The sequence below is a fragment of the Lacrimispora amygdalina genome, from assembly GCF_003432035.1.
GTDB classification, from domain to species: domain Bacteria; phylum Bacillota; class Clostridia; order Lachnospirales; family Lachnospiraceae; genus Lacrimispora; species Lacrimispora amygdalina.
The window spans coordinates 104,358-119,904 of the sequence record NZ_QOHO01000016.1 but is presented as its reverse complement, the minus strand read 5'-3'; the positions used below and the strand labels follow the sequence as shown (position 1 = coordinate 119,904).

The window sequence follows — 15,547 nt, the reverse complement described above, 5'->3', positions numbered from 1 at the left end:
ATAATGGGAGATTTGGTTAAATCCGGCGGCAACGGACTTGTAGGACTCTTGCACGGCAAAGGCGGAGAGCTTTCCATACCCAAACCTTTTGAAAAAGATATATTTCTTTTTGATACATATGTAGCCGGGACAACCCATATTGAGGGTATCGAAGAATTAGAGCCACATCTGAATAACGATGACAGACTTGAGTTTTTCAGAGAACCCGATAACCGATATGATAAGCAAGCGATTGTCATAAAGACTGCTGACGGTGTAAAAATCGGTTATGTACCGAAGCAGGATAATGTAATATTTGCTCGCCTGATGGATGCCGGGAAGCTCCTTTTCGGTAAGATTACCTCAAAGGAAAAGAAAGGCTCGTGGGTAAAGATTTATATTAAGGTTTTCCTACACGAATAAAACAAAAACTTTGGTTTAGAAAGAAAATTAGCTATATAGTGCTTTGCACTTTATATAGAAGGCAAGGATAAAAACGCAACGCACATACGATGTGCCAGAGCCGGTAGGTAGCCCGGCCGTCCCATCGCTTTCGATGGGGTAAGTAACCTGCCCCTCCGGGTTGTCCGTTCTTTGCTCATAAAATTCAAGGAGGGATATTTATGGGCGAGACTGTTGGCAAACTGTCGGTGTTTTTTGACGAGCCGTTTTGGGTTGGCGTTTTTGAGAGAATCGAGGATGGTAAACTATCAGTAGCTAAGGTAACATTCGGTGCAGAACCGAAGGATTACGAAGTATATGATTTTGTCTTGAAGCACTATTACAATTTGCAGTTTAGTCCGGCTGTTGAAGTTGCTGTTGCGGAGAAGCATATAAATCCAAAGCGTATGCAGCGTGAGATAAAAAAGCAGATGTCCAATACAGGTATCGGAACAAAATCTCAACAGGCATTAAAATTGCAACACGAACAGTATAAGACAGAACGCAAAAAGAAAAATCGTGAGCAAAAGCAAGCTGAAGAACAGCGTTTGTTTGAACTGAGACAGCAAAAGAAAAAGGAAAAGCACAGGGGCAGATAAAGCCTCTGTGCAATTCCGTTATAAGCAAAGATTGTGAGAGATTATTATGCCTATACCATACGATAAATTGACCTATAATGACATTCTACACCATCAGGCAGCGTATGAGTGCTTCGACAAAGCCGGAAAAGAGTTGTTTCCTGATTGGGATATTATTGGCTTTGAAAAAGCGGTGCTTGGTTGTGGGGATAATCATTATTTATTTATGGCTGAACAGATTAAAAAAGTTCCTCGTCTTTTTGGAGATTTAGATGAAACTATGCCTTTTCTTCGGTTTCGAGAAGAAGGGCAGCATTACGGCTATGAGTTATTCCTTTCTCCTCCAAAGCATTGGGGTAGCCGAGGTGCGCCATTATGGTGGGCATATGCAGCACGCAAATTCACCTATGACAAACTACCTATGGACGAACAGTTCTTCTATGAAAAATATAAGAGTATTGTCCAAGAGTTTGGTATGAGGATTTATAGCAACCACCTTGTCTATATTGAACGATTTGCTGCCGGTGGAATGAGTTCGGGAATGGTTGGGGAAGAATTTGTTCGAGAAGGTTGGTATGATGTGAGACGCAGAAACCGTCTATATCAATATGATAAAGTTGTCTCTCAAACTCTTTATTTAGATAAGGTTAAAGAGAGAATTGCTTGGTATTGCAATACAACGAATACTATTGATTATGAATTGAATCCTGATTTTGACAGCGACAGTTTTCTATTTGCATTTGAGGATACGGATATGAACGACCATCAAAAGGAAATCGTATCTCAGCTTTGGGGAATATATACCGGAAAACCAATGAGCAAAAAAGAAGTCGCTGAGAATATGGGAGTCACATATAATAGAATCCGTCAGGTGGAAATATGCTGTCTGCGGCATATGCTCCGTAATAGAAATCGAGAAACCTTAATTAAAGAAAGATGATTGCGTTAGGAGATACCGAAGCCGCAGGAAGTGTATTTCAGAAAATCGGCGAGCTTTCCACGCAGGATATTACTACTGTAAAGCAATCGCTCGATTCTATTGTGCCTACTTACCTTTCGTGGGCTAAAGAAATCATCAACCTATTTTTATAAGGATTTAAGTGCTGTCAAATACTTTTGACACCGTGTTTTCAGCGAAGTAAAACAGGTTTGATAGACAGAAAAAGAAAAAGTGATTATTCTCGGAGTAGGTCAAGAGAACAAATCACTTGCGAAGGAGGAATTTTTATGGAGCTGAACGCACAGATAAAAAAATACCGAACAGAGCTTAATCTGTCCCAAGAGGAATTGGCTGAAAAGGTATATGTGACAAGACAGACGATTTCAAATTGGGAGAACGGAAAGAGCTACCCCGATATTCACAGCCTGCTGCTTCTCAGTTCATTGTTCAAGGTATCTCTCGACCAACTTATAAAAGGAGATATAGAGACAATGAAAGAAATCATCAACGAGCAGGAAGTAAAAAAGCTCAATCATTACAGTACCATCTATGCAGTTCATCTTATTGTGTTGCTTTTATCGGCTGTGCCTTTGTTTATGTGGCTAAAATGGTATGCGCTTATTCCGTTCGGAATATTATTTGCTATTACTATGTTCTGGGCATTGAAGGTTGAAAAAATCAAGAAAGAAAATGATATACAGACATATAAGGAAATAGTCGCATTTACAGAGGGAAAGAAATTAGATGAACTCCACAAAGCGGTTGAAGCAGGAAAACGTCCGTATCAAAACATCTTGAAAGTGTTCGCTGGCGCCGGTGTTGCTGCCCTGGTCTGTATTTTGATTGGACTTCTTATGCATATATTCTTGAATTGAGTGAATTGTTGTAGGAAGTAACAATGAATTGAAATTAAAACCGGCGATTCCACGCATATTCTCCGTTTGAGAGGTGTGTTTTTGCATAAGTCAGCATTAAAATAAAGAAGCAAAAACACATTGGAGGTAAAGTTATGAACCAACTTACAATCGGCAAATTTATTGCCCAGAAAAGAAAAGAGAAAAACCTAACCCAAGAACAGCTTGCTGAAAAACTGGGCGTGTCCAACAAGACTGTATCAAAATGGGAATGTGGAAAATGTATGCCTGACTACGGTATTGTAAAACCGCTGTGTCAGGAGCTTGACATTACCGTATCCGAGCTTATGGACGGCGAGGTAAAGGATGACAACAGTATTCGAGTGTTTGACGAAGAACAAATACTTGATATGCTCCGGCGAATACAGCAGCTTGAAAAACAGAGAATGTCAATTCTCGGTATTCTGCTGATTGTAATGGGAATTGCTTTGCTTGCATTTTCGCAGTTGCTCGGAGGAACGGATTTCAGAGATTTTCTGTCCGGCTTAATGGCGGGAATATCTGTCGGAGAAATGCTCGTTGGAGTATTTATTATAGGTCGTTCATTCGCAAAGCAATAGAGGACAATGTCTGCTATACTTAGTACACAGAACATCTTGTTTTTTACAAAATACCACCTATGGTCAAATAATAACCATCTATCGGGAAACAGTAGACTTTGTTTCCCGATATTCTTATACTAAAGCCGTGGAAAGGAGGTAAGCAAATGCAAATTGAGATTAAAATCGATGAGCACTGCACTGAACCGAAAATCACCATTGTGACAAACAAGGTGACAGATGAGGTTAATGAAATAATGAAAAAGCTTGCCGGGGAACAAAAACAAGTGATTGCAGGCTTCCAAGATGAACAAGTGACCGTATTGGAGCCAAATCAAATTTATCGTATTTTCGCTTCAAACGGGAAAGTATATGCCGAAACAGAACTTGGGGAATATGTTATCAGGCTAAGGCTGTATGAAACGGAGCAACGCCTTGCAAGCAATTCGTTCGTGCGAATATCTAATTCTGAAATCATCAATCTCAAAAAAGTAAGAGGCTTTGACCTTAGTTTTACAGGCACCATTTGTGTTTCTCTTTCGAACGGAACAGTTACTTATGTTTCGAGGCGATATGTCGCCAGAATCAAACAATTATTAGGAATATGAGGTGATAAAATGAAAAAGCAGATACTTTCGCGTGGATTAGTAGGATTTCCTGTCGGAATAGCAATTGGTTTTGTGATTACATTGATTATTTCCGCATGTGTTGGAGACGGCTCATATTATCCTGTAACACCGGAGTTAATCGGTTCGATGGGTAATGAGTTGAACGCCGTCATTTTACAGACTGTTCTCTGTGGTATAATGGGTTCGGGTTTTGCAATGGCTTCTGTTATTTGGGAACTTGATTCGTGGAGCCTTGCCAAACAAAGCGGCATATACTTTTTGATTGCGTGTATAATAATGTTACCGATTGCCTATATAACAAACTGGATGAAACATTCTATTGCAGGTGTCCTTTCCTATGTAGGCATTTTCGTTGTGATTTTTGTCCTTGTTTGGATAGCCCAATATCTAAGTTGGAAACGCAAAATAAAAAGAATGAACGAATGCTTCGGAAAAGGTAAAGATACAAAGTAGGTTGTGACCTTGTAACGCATAGAAAGGGCAAACAATATAAGACCGTCAGACTCAAACGAGACTTGACGGTCTTATATTTTTTTACTGTATTTAAGAAAATCGTTTTGGTGTTCCTGTTTGCGAAGTTGATAGCCTTGTGCAATCAGCGTATCTACTTTCAGAGCAATTAGGTTTATGTCAGAACACATTGCCCGTGCAATCTGCTGAATGTCATAGCCGTTTTCAATGTATTCCAAAATGGTGTCGTCCGGGAGCGAAGCCTGAGAAGCGAAGATATTTGCTTCATACTCCATACGGTTCTCTCTCATATCAAAGATGTTGAACTCTTTGAACCCGCCAACAGCAACCGCTTCTTGCCTGTGTAGAACATCGTGCCCGATTTCGTGCCATAGCACTATCTGCTCCACGACCGGGTGCATACCGTTTTTAAGAAAAACAAAGCGGTTCTTCAGAATAACCTTGTATGCTCCACGCTGCTTGTCAAAATTCCGGTAGATGATATTGATATCAAGCTCTTTTGCAACCTTGTACGGGTCACGAGTACCGCAGCGGTCAATGAGCTTGTTTACGATTTTCACAATCTCAGCCGTAGTGTAATACCCCAATCCGGCTCACCTCCCATATTATAGTATATCGGATATTAACCCTATAATAAATTATAAACTATTATGTGTCCCATATATTGGACTTAGTTCACTTTGAGGATTACTCGTCTTTGCGGTATTTCTTCGGGGTGTATTTTTTATTGTTTTTCTTTGCTATGAGATATGCTTCCTGAATGGCGTCAACCATTTCACGCATATCCTCGTCAGCCATTTCGCCGCCGGCAAACAGACCGGTAACTTCTGCAAGCAACTCCTGAGCCTGTCTTGCTCCTCTGCGTCCGTACTTATCCTCTACATCGGCGATGAAAGCGTCGTCCTCAGACAGCAGATAATTCACATTTACATTTAAGGATTCTGCCAGTTTCTTATATCTTTCCATTCCTCTCGGACGGGATTTATCATTTTCATAAGAACCAATTATGCGTCGGGTTACGCCGATTTTAGCTGCCAACTCATCTTGACTCATACCAAGCTTTGTTCTTTCAGCCTTGACTTTTTCACCGAATGTCATTGTGATTTCACTCCTTAAAAGAATATTTACAGTTGAACTACCCATTTGCTCTTGACAAGTACAGTTGAAGTGTATATAATATGAAGCGGGAAGTTGAACTACACATAGTGTACACCAAACTACCCAAAATGTCAAGGGGGTTCTAAAAATGTTACGAAGCATACTTCATTGTGATATGAATAACTTCTATGCCAGCGTCGAATGTATGCTCGACCCCGCATTGAAGAAATATCCGATTGCTGTCTGCGGCTCTGTGGAGGAACGACACGGTATCGTGCTTGCAAAGAACTACAAAGCAAGGGCTTTTGATGTGAAAACCGGGGACGCAGTATGGCAGGCTAAACAGAAGTGCAAGGACTTGGTTGTAGTGCCGCCCCATTATGAGGAGTATATCAAATACTCAAAGCTTGCGAGAAGCGTTTATGAGCGATATACCGACCAAGTTGAACCGTATGGTATGGACGAATGTTGGCTGGATATTAGCGGGACAGAGAGCCTTTTCGGTTCGCCGGAAAAGGTGGCAAATGAAATTCGTGAAACGATGAAGTTTGAACTCGGCTTGACGATTTCTGTAGGTGTTTCCTTTAATAAGATATTTGCGAAGCTCGGCTCGGATATGAAGAAACCGGACGCAGTAACCGTGATACCAAAGGACACATTCAGAGAAAAGATTTGGGGACTTCCTGCCGCTGACCTGCTCGGTGTAGGACGGGCAACCCAGCGAGTGCTTGACAGCTATTGTATTCGTACCATCGGGGATTTAGCGAATACCGACCCTGAGTTCTTACGCAGAAGATTAGGAAAGAACGGAGTAGTTTTATGGAACTATGCCAACGGCAACGACCTTTCCCTTGTTGCCAAGAAAGACTTCGTTTCCCCTATAAAAAGCGTAGGACACGGTATAACAACAGTAGCAGACTTAGAGAAACCGGAGCAGGTGTGGCCCGTGTTTCTCGAATTAACCCAAGACATCGGACACAAGCTCCGTGTTCACGAACTAAGTGCAGAAGGTGTTGCAATACATATTAGAGACAACACGCTCAATACAAGGCAATGGCAGACGAAGATTGCACTTCCTACACAGTCTCCGATGATTATTGCAAAGACCGCTTTTCAGTTGTTTGAAAAAAGATATGGGTGGAACAACCCTATCCGTTCTGTGACGGTACAAGCCATAAATCTTGTTCCACAAGACACGCCCCGTCAAATAGATATGTTTATGGACGCCGCAAAACAGGACAAATTGGAGCGAATGGAAAAGTGCGTTGAAGAAATCAGACGGCGCTTCGGAAAGGACAGCATAAGGAATGGGGTTCTGTGTCAGAACCTGCGGCTACCACCGGAAAAAGCCGAAATCACTATGCCGACAGGTATGGTCGGTTAAGGAGGGCTTATTGTGATTGACGAAAAAGAGGTTACGGCTTATGTTGCGATACCCGACTGCTTTTTGCAGGGGTGCAGCGAAGATATTGTTATCTTCCGTGCGGACGGCGGAAACCATTTTACCGACTACGGTATATATGAGGGAATGTTTCTTTTCTTTGACCAGAAAAAACGCTTTAAGAAAGGAAGGCTTTCCTGTTACATCAATACTGCCGGAGATGACCGACCTAAGTACAGGGTGTCGGATAAGAACATCGACGGATACAAGCACTTGGGAAGATTAGTTTTGACTTTGAGAAATTACGAGGTATAGAAATGGAATCCGATAGAAGAAAAGTTTATGTTGAAGTAAATGTAACACACAGACCTGATGGAACGGCTCGTCCGAATTTTATCAAGTTTGAGAATGATGAAAAATATGAGATAGACCGTGTAATTCAGAAATGCCGTGCGGCTTCCACCAAAGTCGGAGGAACCGGTATCCGCTACACGGTACAGATTTGCGGCAAGCCCACATTTCTGTTCGACGAAGAAAACGGAAAGTGGTTTGTAGAAGCAAAATCCTAATGGTAGGAGGTTTTGTAACTTGAAACATTTATCGAGATTTGACATCGAAGCGATAGCCGACAAGTATGTTCAGGCATATATAGCACTTCCCGATGTCCGTAACACACAAATATACAGAATTGACCCGGAGCTTCTCTTGGAGAAGGTTCTCGGATTGAATGTCGAATACCAGCACCTATCCTATGACGGTAGTATTCTCGGGATGACCTCATTTACGGAAATGGGTGTTCAGGTATTTGAAGATGATGATAACGAAGCCTTTTTCTTTTTGGACGGGAAAACCGTTCTCGTGGAAAAGGACTTGAACTTTGACAGCAAGCTGAAAGGCAGAAAGAATTTCACCTTAATGCACGAGGGCAGCCATCAGATATTTAAGATGTTGTTCCCGAATGATTACGGTGTAACACAGAAATCTGCCGGAGTACATTATTACAAGGCAAATTCCGAGAGGAATAAGCCAATATCTGATTGGGAGGAATGGCAGGCAAACACGCTTGGAGCTGCTATTCTTCTTCCTGAAAACCTCATAAAACAAGGAATGTATCTGTTCAATCTCGGAGACAAAATAGAGTGCCTGAATAAGATTTATTTTCCGGAGGTATATAAAAGGTTTGACGCTCTTGCCGATTTTTTGGGGTGTTCCAAAAAGGCTCTTGCCATACGAATGAAACAGCTCGGACTTATGAAAAAGGAGTATCTTGACAATCCTTTTGATTTGGTCACTGTTTATCCGGAGGTGAGCAAACTGTGAAAACATTGGAACAAAAGATAATAGTAAGGTGCAAAAACTGTGGCTGGCGTATTTTCGACAAAGTAACAATGACCACAGGCGTTATTGAACTGAAATGCCCGAACTGCCACAGAGTAGTAGAGGTTGACCTGTCCCTCCGCAAAGGAACGGTCAAGTACAGATTAGTAAAGAACGATAACAGAGCGAACAATTAAATATCGGACAGATGTACCGAGCCACGAGTCCTTGAGCGAAAGCTCCTGAGTCATCAAATTGCCGGACGCTGAGAATTACGGGATAGAAATATCCTAATGTTCTTGGTGTCCGGCTTTTTTGTCGCTCCCGAAAGGAGCAAGACCGTGACATATAAGTGGCTGGCATATATCGCCAAGTATCCGTAATCTCCGAATTTTTGATTTCAACCAAATTCAAAAATTCAAATTCAAGGAGATTACGACAATGACAAAACTTACATTAGAACAACAGGAACTATTATTTGCGAACGACTGCAAGCTCATCAACTTGCGGTATGAATACCACGGTTACACCGGCACGGAGAAATGGGCGATTGTAACAGAACTGGCGGAAGAAGAATTGTGGGTTAAATACCCTGATGTTATCCGTCGGTACACTCCGTTCATTCTGCTTTCTATGGCTCAGGGAGAAGTGATAACGGAATATCAGAACTACGAAGCAAGAGAGAGAATGAGAAGGCTTCTTTTCGGACACGCATTTGACATCAATGACGGAGAATTTGAAGTGCATCATCCGGAATTGGCAGTCGATACAGACCCAATCGAAGAAATAATGCTGAAAGACAATATTAAGCGACTTCGGGAGGTTTTGTGTTACTTAAGCGAAACACAGAAACGCAGAGTTTTTAAGTATTTCTTCTACAACAAAACACTTGAAAAAATCGCAGATGAAGAAGGAGTCGATTTTACTTCTGTAAGGGAATCGGTAAACAGTGCAATAAAAAAGTTGAGGAAATTTTTCTAAAACACCCCCCAAAAACGTTCTCCCATTTCAAACAAGTGAAGGGGTTAATTCTAATCCGGATATGAATTACCTCAGAATAATCGAAAGCGAGGATTTACATATGAAAGAAAAAGAATTTAAGAATGTCAGATGGGGCGATATTTATTACTGCGACTTGGGGGTTACAAACGGCAGTGTGCAATCGGGAATGAGACCGGTTCTTGTGGTTCAGACAAATCGCTTAAATGAAAGCAGTCCTACGGTCGTTGTAGCCGCTATAACGGCTGTTAAAAAGAAAACGGCAATGAATACTCATGTTGAGCTAAACACGGATTGTGGCTTAAAAGAGCCGTCGATGGTAATGCTTGAACAGCTACGCACCGTGGATAAAGCCACAGAGCTTGATAATTTTGTCGGAAGAATTACCGACGCAGATAAAATCAGCGAAATCAAGCGAGGATTGAAATTTGCAGTCGGTATTCCCGTTAAACCCAAGACAGAGCGTAAAGGCATTGTACTAAGTCTTTGCCCTCGTTGCAGAAGCGAGTTTCAGTCTATCCCTGAAAACATTGTAAAAAGACTTGACCCCTTTCAGGCAGATAAAGAGATGTGCGATAAATGTCAGGTAGGATACGGCTATGACTATATGATTTTCAAAAAGCACCATCATCACGCTAAGGGAGGTGTTGACAATGTTTGAAGATAAGATTGAAGCAATGAACAAACTACCCAACGCTGTTGATGATAGTTCCGGCTTTGAGAAAAGAGTTTATACGGTAGAAGAAATAATGGATATTCTCAGCATTGGAAAGAACACTGCTTATGCTCTCGTCAACTCAGGCGTTTTCCATTTTGTAAAGGTCGGCGGACATTACAGAATTTCCAAAAAGAGCTTTGACCGATGGCTTGATAATATGGACAGCGAAAGCTCCGGTTGTCAAGAATGCGATTAAGCCAATCGCATAATTAACAAAAACTCCGATTTTCAGTACCATATAGCCAAGTCGCTTGGCTATATGGTAGTCATAGCGGCAAATAAGAAATCGGAGGTAAACGGTAATGCGAAAGAAAATTGAAAATAGCGATACTCGACTTCCTAATACATTCAGGCGGGCTGAACCTGATATACGAGCATACACGGCAGATGATATACAGCACATCTTGAAAGTGAGCAGAACTACCGTCTATGAGCTGCTTAAAAGCAAGAAATTCCATAGCGTTCGTGTCGGAGGTCAGTATCGAATATCTAAAAAGAGCTTTGAAAATTGGCTCAATGGTGAGGAAGGAGGTTCTGAAGATGGCATTTGTTAATATGTTCAACGACCGAGTGGAGCAGTTTAATCTCAGAGAGGAAAATGAACGCTTGGCAGAATTGTTCAGCGATGAAAAGCTTCAGGAGGAAGCACAGTGGCAAGCCTATTCTGTCAAGGAAATATCTCGGTTGTTTTCCATTTCCGAAGAAGAAGCACTGAAACTGATGAATTGCGGCTTATTCAAAACATACCGAGTCGGCAACGAATACAGAGCTTCAAAGAAAAGCGTTGAAGAAAATAAGAAAATCGTCAAGGCAGTTCTTACATATCAGGACAAAAAGACAATGTCTGTACCCGACGTAATGAGAATACTCGGTCTTGGAAAGACGGCTACATACCGACTCATCAATCAGTGCCGATTTAAGACCTATTTGGTACTGGGCAAAATGAGAGTTGATGTGGACAGCTTTGAAGATTGGTATGCAGGACAATTCCATTATGAGAAAGTAAACGGCGAAAGACCCGGCAAGAAATACGGAAAAACGCTCTCTCCTCTTACTATCGCAAAGGTACTCGGCATTCCGAGAAGCACCGCAAATGACCTTATGAACGACGGTATTGTTGAGTTTATTTGGGTTGACGGTAAACGCCGAATAAAAAGAGAAAGCTTTGATAAGTGGTACGCTTCGCAAAGCAAATACACTAAAGTTAAGGAAATTGAGGAGGTGGAGGGATATGTCGATTGAAGATAGAGTTCGTGAATTAAACGGCGGTACATATGCAAAAAAGAGTTATTCCGTAGAGGAGGTTCAGGCAATCTTGGGTATTACCCGACAGACAGTATATAAGCTCATAAAACAGGGTTGTTTTCAGGCAGTAATGCTCGAAACCGGATACCGCATTATAAAGACCAGTTTTGATAAATGGCTGGATAATGAATAAGGAGGAACGACTATGGCTTCTATTGTAAAGAGAAAGAACCGATATTCCGTCGTTTATACATACAAAGACGATGACGGAAACCAACATCAAAAATGGGAAACCTTTGATACAAACACAGACGCTAAAAAGAGAAAAACTCAAATTGAGTTTGAGCAGCAAAGCGGTACATTTATCATTCCTAATGCTACGACTGTGGCGGATTTGCTTGAAGAATACTGCTCCGTGTACGGAGTAAACAACTGGGCAATGTCAACCTACCGTTCAAAGAAAGGGCTTATGTATAATTACATCATTCCGCTTATCGGCGATGTGAAACTTGATGAACTTACTCCGAGACTTATGGATAAATTCTATCAGAGCCTTTTGAAAGTTAAGACAAAATCGGTGCAGAATAAAAAGCCAAAGAATGAGTATCTGACAGTACATACCGTAAGAGAAATTCATAAGTTTTTAAGGAGTGCCTTTAATCAGGCGGTAAAATGGGAGCTGATGACAAGAAACCCGGTTCTAAATGCGACACTCCCGAAAGAGGAACATCAGAAACGAGAGATTTGGACAGCAGAAACACTTATGCACGCTCTTGAAGTGTGCGATGATGATATTCTTGCATTAGCCATCAATTTATCTTTTGCCTGTTCTCTCCGTATGGGCGAAATGCTCGGACTTACTTGGGATTGTATTGATATATCGGTAGAAAGTCTGAGAGAAAACAATGCTTCCATTTATGTAGATAAAGAGCTTCAGCGAGTAAACAGAGATGTAATGGAGGTGCTTGATAACAAAGACATTATCCGTGTCTTTCCGAGAACCTTATCAAATACAAATACCTCGCTTGTTTTGAAAACACCTAAAACCAAAACCAGCGTTAGAAAAATCTTCTTGCCGTCAACCGTAGCCCAAATGCTATTGGAGAGAAAAAAGCAGATTGACGAAATGAAAGAGCTTTTCGGTGATGAGTATTTGGATTATAACTTGGTATTCTGCCATTCGTCCGGCAGACCGATGGAAGGTCAGGTAATCAACCGTGCATTGAAAAAGCTGATACAGGACAACGACTTACCCGATGTGGTGTTTCACAGCTTCCGTCACGCAAGTATAACCTACAAGCTGAAATGGAACGGCGGCGATATGAAATCGGTTCAGGGCGACTCAGGACACGCCCGAATGGATATGGTTGCCGATGTTTACAGCCATATAATCGACGAGGACAGGCGATACAACGCACAGAAGTTTGAGGAACAGTTCTACAACGCTAAAGGTCTCAAAAATGCGGAAGAAGGTAAAACTGCTCCAATGCCCAAGTTTGAAACTTCGGTTGAACTACTTGACCCAATGGCTGAGGTTCAAGAAGAAAGCAAAGTTGAAGAAGAAAAGCCTGTTGAAAACAGTGCAGACGAAAACGCTGCCTTGCTCGCAAAACTGTTATCAAATCCGGATACAGCAGCATTGTTAAAGGCTTTAGCAAAAACAATTTAGTCATACAAAAAAGGCAATCCGTCAGGGTTGCCTTTTGTAATGCCTGAAAAACCTTGAAATCAAGACGAAAAACCATTATAATATTTGAACACAGATTTCTTATTTGCATAAGAGAATGCTTAAACTTGAAATGCGTTTCCTGTGATTTATGGGTTACAGATTAACTCAATGATGTTTCCCATATTTCTTTGCATTTGCTAATACCCTGCTAAAAGGAAGGCAAAAAACCACGAAAAATTAGCAGGTTTTAGACGAGAATTTATTAACAACAAAACCCCGGAAAAGCCAGTAAAATCAAGGATTTTCGGGGATTTGCAGGGAGTCAAAAATGCCCCTCGGGGGCTTCTCCTAAGCGGTAGGCCGGGTGTTCAAATCACCTCGGGAACGTAATAAGGTACCGAAACCGTAATGGGTTTTGGTGCCTTTTTTTTATAAAATATTTTCTATGGAAAGACAAACAGGTAATATAGGCACTGTATTTGATGAGGCGCTGCAAACAGAAAGAGTATAATTATTTAACGAATCATAATAGTATATATGCCAGGGAGTTATCCTTCCCTCTAAAATAATTGTGTTATCTGAAACATAGAAATTATTAAGCGGATCACCTAATCCTCTTCCAATACATTTTAAATAACTTTCTTTTGCTGTCCAAAAACGAAAAAAGTGATGGTAAGATTCAGGCGCAGCAGTGGTATGAATTATTTGTATTTCTTTTTGGTGAAAATAGTGATTGGCAATGTTTAAATCTATATCATAGTTTATTTGTTCAATATCAATTCCTATCCCGGAATCTGAAATGGCACAAGCTACCCAGTTGCCTGAATGTGAAATATTAAATGACACATCAGGGTAATCCTGCAGAAGCGGTTTACCATAAGAATTATAAGTAAAGTGGAGTGGAATTTTTGGCAAAGAAGAGCCTTGTCTTTTAGAAAGAGCATACCGCAGCAGCATCTCGCCGCAGACAGTACGAATGGTGTCTGTTTCCAGACGATAGTTTGTGGCCTTTTTTTGACGTTCCGGACTAAGATACTGTATAAAATTATTTATAATAATGCTGTCAATATTTTTAATGGAAAGTATATATAATTCATAGGCACGTATCATAACAATTACTCAATTCTTTGCAAATTTATGGTAGTTACCCAAACATTATACCATAATAAAATCTATAAGAGTATGTCAAAATATATTAATTAATGCCTGGAGAATTCCAGGCATTATTAAGTGTGCGCCTTGCGGCGCACGTTTCTAAAGGGTGAAAGTCCCTAGTCCGCAAATAATTATCTACCTCCTACCCGATTGATCTAATTACTAGTGTATACATTAACCACCAAACCATTTTAGCGGCACGGTTACTAACGGCGGGAAGAAAATAAGCGCAAATACAAGGATAACCTGAAGGATGTAGTAGGGCATAACAGGCTTTATAATCTTTTCCATACTTACCTTTCCTGTAGCGCAGGCCACATTTAATACTGGACCTACAGGCGGAGAAGTGAGACCCAGTACGTTAGCAAGGGTGAATACCACACCGAAATAGACAGGATCGATTCCGGCAGCGTGAATCAGCGGAAGCATGATGGGAGTCATAATTAATATAGTTGGAACAACATCAATGCAGGTTCCCATAATAATGATGATAATCTGAAGTACAAAGTTTAACAGTGCCGGATTCGCAGTAAGTCCATGCAATGATTCCGTCAGCATCTGTGGAATCCGTGATATCGTCATCATATAGGCGGCAACCTGCGCAGTGGCAGCCAGGAACATAACAACGCTGGACATTTTAGCAGCGGCTACAAAAGCCTTAATTAAATCCTTAAATTTAAGTTCTCTGTAAACAAAAATACCTACAGCAATGGCATAGACAACTGCAACCACACCAGCTTCCGTAGCAGTAAATATACCGCCTCTGAGACCGAATAAGATGATAAGGGGCAATAACAAAGCCCATAACCCGTTAATGAATATTTTCATGATTTCTTTAACGGTATATTTTGTTGTATCTGATTTTAAATTGTCTTTGCGGGTAACGATAAACCATACACTGCACATAATAATTGTTAAGTAAATTGCAGGGGCAATCCCGCCCAGAAACAGTGATTTAATTGAGCACCCAGCTGCAACGCCATATACGATCATGGGGATGGAAGGCGGCATAATAGGTGCTACAAGATTCGCACTTGCCACCAGACCTGCAGATTTTGCACGGTCGTATCCGGAGTCAACCATCATTGGGATCAGAATTGCACCGAGAGCAGCAGTACTTGCAACCGCTGAACCTACAAGGCTTGCAAACATCAGACAGGCTAATATGGTTACATATCCGAGACCTCCGCGAAAACGTCCCACGAAAATATTGCAGAATTTAATGATCCGGTTTGTAAGTCCTCCGCGGTTCATCAGTTCCCCGGCAAGAACAAAAAAGGGGAGAGCCATCATGGTGACACTGTCAGTTCCCCGCATGAGCTGGGCTGCAATAATCTGGGAATTAACATTATTGCCTCCAAGAACCATTGCAGTGGCAACTCCGCAAAGGATAAGTGCAAATGCGATGGGCAGACCAATAGCTATTCCGCCGATCAGAAATACTAGAAAATAAATTAAGATTGACATGGTTCCT

22 protein-coding genes are annotated in these 15,547 nt (G+C 41.3%); 18 read left to right on the top strand and 4 right to left on the bottom strand.

The window, feature by feature from the left end; genetic code table 11:
- Window positions 1-3 precede the first annotated feature (3 nt).
- The 7 genes from DS742_RS05755 (at window position 4) to DS742_RS05725 (ending at window position 4,473) form a co-directional block, all read left to right on the top strand.
- Window positions 4-402 carry an HIRAN domain-containing protein gene (locus tag DS742_RS05755; RefSeq protein ID WP_117416055.1) on the top strand — a complete coding sequence of 133 codons (399 nt, stop codon included), beginning with the start codon at window positions 4-6 and terminating at the stop codon, window positions 400-402.
- A gap of 200 nt (window positions 403-602) precedes the next feature.
- Window positions 603-1,019 (top strand): YjdF family protein, encoded by a 417-nt coding sequence (locus DS742_RS05750; protein ID WP_117416054.1) that lies wholly within the window; start codon window positions 603-605, stop codon window positions 1,017-1,019.
- A 46-nt stretch (window positions 1,020-1,065) separates the two neighbouring features.
- Complete coding sequence (locus DS742_RS05745; protein WP_117416053.1) at window positions 1,066-1,938, top strand: sigma-70 family RNA polymerase sigma factor; 873 nt, start codon at window positions 1,066-1,068, stop codon at window positions 1,936-1,938.
- Between the two features lie 287 nt (window positions 1,939-2,225).
- The gene (locus DS742_RS05740; protein WP_117416052.1) at window positions 2,226-2,813 is read left to right on the top strand and encodes a helix-turn-helix transcriptional regulator; all 588 of its coding nucleotides are present in this window, start codon (window positions 2,226-2,228) and stop codon (window positions 2,811-2,813) included.
- 134 nt (window positions 2,814-2,947) lie between these two features.
- Window positions 2,948-3,412 carry a helix-turn-helix domain-containing protein gene (locus tag DS742_RS05735; protein ID WP_117416051.1) on the top strand — a complete coding sequence of 155 codons (465 nt, stop codon included), beginning with the start codon at window positions 2,948-2,950 and terminating at the stop codon, window positions 3,410-3,412.
- A gap of 146 nt (window positions 3,413-3,558) precedes the next feature.
- Window positions 3,559-3,999 (top strand): LytTR family DNA-binding domain-containing protein, encoded by a 441-nt coding sequence (locus tag DS742_RS05730; RefSeq protein WP_117416050.1) that lies wholly within the window; start codon window positions 3,559-3,561, stop codon window positions 3,997-3,999.
- A 9-nt stretch (window positions 4,000-4,008) separates the two neighbouring features.
- Window positions 4,009-4,473, top strand: coding sequence for a DUF3021 domain-containing protein (locus tag DS742_RS05725; protein ID WP_117416049.1), 465 nt, complete (start codon window positions 4,009-4,011; stop codon window positions 4,471-4,473).
- 71 nt (window positions 4,474-4,544) lie between these two features.
- Here the strand turns inward: DS742_RS05725 and DS742_RS05720 are convergent, their stop codons facing one another.
- Both DS742_RS05720 and DS742_RS05715 read right to left on the bottom strand, forming a co-directional pair.
- Window positions 4,545-5,078: an ImmA/IrrE family metallo-endopeptidase gene (locus DS742_RS05720; protein ID WP_117416048.1), complete on the bottom strand. Its 534-nt coding sequence runs from the start codon at window positions 5,076-5,078 to the stop codon at window positions 4,545-4,547.
- A gap of 100 nt (window positions 5,079-5,178) precedes the next feature.
- Window positions 5,179-5,589, bottom strand: coding sequence for a helix-turn-helix domain-containing protein (locus DS742_RS05715; protein ID WP_003525181.1), 411 nt, complete (start codon window positions 5,587-5,589; stop codon window positions 5,179-5,181).
- Between the two features lie 148 nt (window positions 5,590-5,737).
- On the opposite strand from DS742_RS05715, the gene DS742_RS05710 reads away from it, so the two are divergent.
- The 11 genes from DS742_RS05710 to DS742_RS05655 all read left to right on the top strand — a co-directional run bounded on the left by DS742_RS05710 (window position 5,738) and on the right by DS742_RS05655 (window position 12,918).
- Window positions 5,738-6,973 carry a DNA polymerase Y family protein gene (locus tag DS742_RS05710; protein WP_117416047.1) on the top strand — a complete coding sequence of 412 codons (1,236 nt, stop codon included), beginning with the start codon at window positions 5,738-5,740 and terminating at the stop codon, window positions 6,971-6,973.
- 12 nt (window positions 6,974-6,985) lie between these two features.
- Window positions 6,986-7,285, top strand: coding sequence for a hypothetical protein (locus tag DS742_RS05705; protein ID WP_117416046.1), 300 nt, complete (start codon window positions 6,986-6,988; stop codon window positions 7,283-7,285).
- A gap of 2 nt (window positions 7,286-7,287) precedes the next feature.
- The gene (locus tag DS742_RS05700; protein ID WP_014635881.1) at window positions 7,288-7,539 is read left to right on the top strand and encodes a hypothetical protein; all 252 of its coding nucleotides are present in this window, start codon (window positions 7,288-7,290) and stop codon (window positions 7,537-7,539) included.
- A 19-nt stretch (window positions 7,540-7,558) separates the two neighbouring features.
- Window positions 7,559-8,290, top strand: coding sequence for an ImmA/IrrE family metallo-endopeptidase (locus DS742_RS05695; RefSeq protein ID WP_117416045.1), 732 nt, complete (start codon window positions 7,559-7,561; stop codon window positions 8,288-8,290).
- 438 nt (window positions 8,291-8,728) lie between these two features.
- A complete protein-coding gene (locus DS742_RS05685; protein ID WP_015573050.1) occupies window positions 8,729-9,268 on the top strand; it encodes a sigma-70 RNA polymerase sigma factor region 4 domain-containing protein in 540 nt (179 codons plus the stop codon).
- Between the two features lie 100 nt (window positions 9,269-9,368).
- On the top strand, window positions 9,369-9,947 hold the full coding sequence (locus tag DS742_RS05680) for a type II toxin-antitoxin system PemK/MazF family toxin (protein WP_170313374.1): 579 nt from the start codon (window positions 9,369-9,371) through the stop codon (window positions 9,945-9,947).
- Window positions 9,940-10,200: a helix-turn-helix domain-containing protein gene (locus tag DS742_RS05675; protein WP_117416043.1), complete on the top strand. Its 261-nt coding sequence runs from the start codon at window positions 9,940-9,942 to the stop codon at window positions 10,198-10,200. The genes DS742_RS05680 and DS742_RS05675 overlap by 8 nt, the downstream gene beginning before the upstream one ends.
- 106 nt (window positions 10,201-10,306) lie before the next feature.
- Window positions 10,307-10,558, top strand: coding sequence for a helix-turn-helix domain-containing protein (locus DS742_RS05670; protein WP_117416042.1), 252 nt, complete (start codon window positions 10,307-10,309; stop codon window positions 10,556-10,558).
- A complete protein-coding gene (locus DS742_RS05665; RefSeq protein WP_170313373.1) occupies window positions 10,545-11,246 on the top strand; it encodes a helix-turn-helix domain-containing protein in 702 nt (233 codons plus the stop codon). The genes DS742_RS05670 and DS742_RS05665 overlap by 14 nt, the downstream gene beginning before the upstream one ends.
- Window positions 11,236-11,442: a helix-turn-helix domain-containing protein gene (locus DS742_RS05660; RefSeq protein WP_117416040.1), complete on the top strand. Its 207-nt coding sequence runs from the start codon at window positions 11,236-11,238 to the stop codon at window positions 11,440-11,442. Before DS742_RS05665 ends, DS742_RS05660 begins: the two co-directional genes overlap by 11 nt.
- A gap of 12 nt (window positions 11,443-11,454) precedes the next feature.
- Window positions 11,455-12,918: a tyrosine-type recombinase/integrase gene (locus DS742_RS05655; protein ID WP_117416039.1), complete on the top strand. Its 1,464-nt coding sequence runs from the start codon at window positions 11,455-11,457 to the stop codon at window positions 12,916-12,918.
- 429 nt (window positions 12,919-13,347) lie between these two features.
- Here the strand turns inward: DS742_RS05655 and DS742_RS05650 are convergent, their stop codons facing one another.
- Together DS742_RS05650 and DS742_RS05645 are read right to left on the bottom strand one after the other, a co-directional pair.
- A complete protein-coding gene (locus DS742_RS05650; protein WP_117416038.1) occupies window positions 13,348-14,028 on the bottom strand; it encodes a 4'-phosphopantetheinyl transferase family protein in 681 nt (226 codons plus the stop codon).
- A 219-nt stretch (window positions 14,029-14,247) separates the two neighbouring features.
- Window positions 14,248-15,540, bottom strand: coding sequence for a TRAP transporter large permease (locus tag DS742_RS05645; protein ID WP_117416037.1), 1,293 nt, complete (start codon window positions 15,538-15,540; stop codon window positions 14,248-14,250).
- Window positions 15,541-15,547 lie beyond the last annotated feature (7 nt).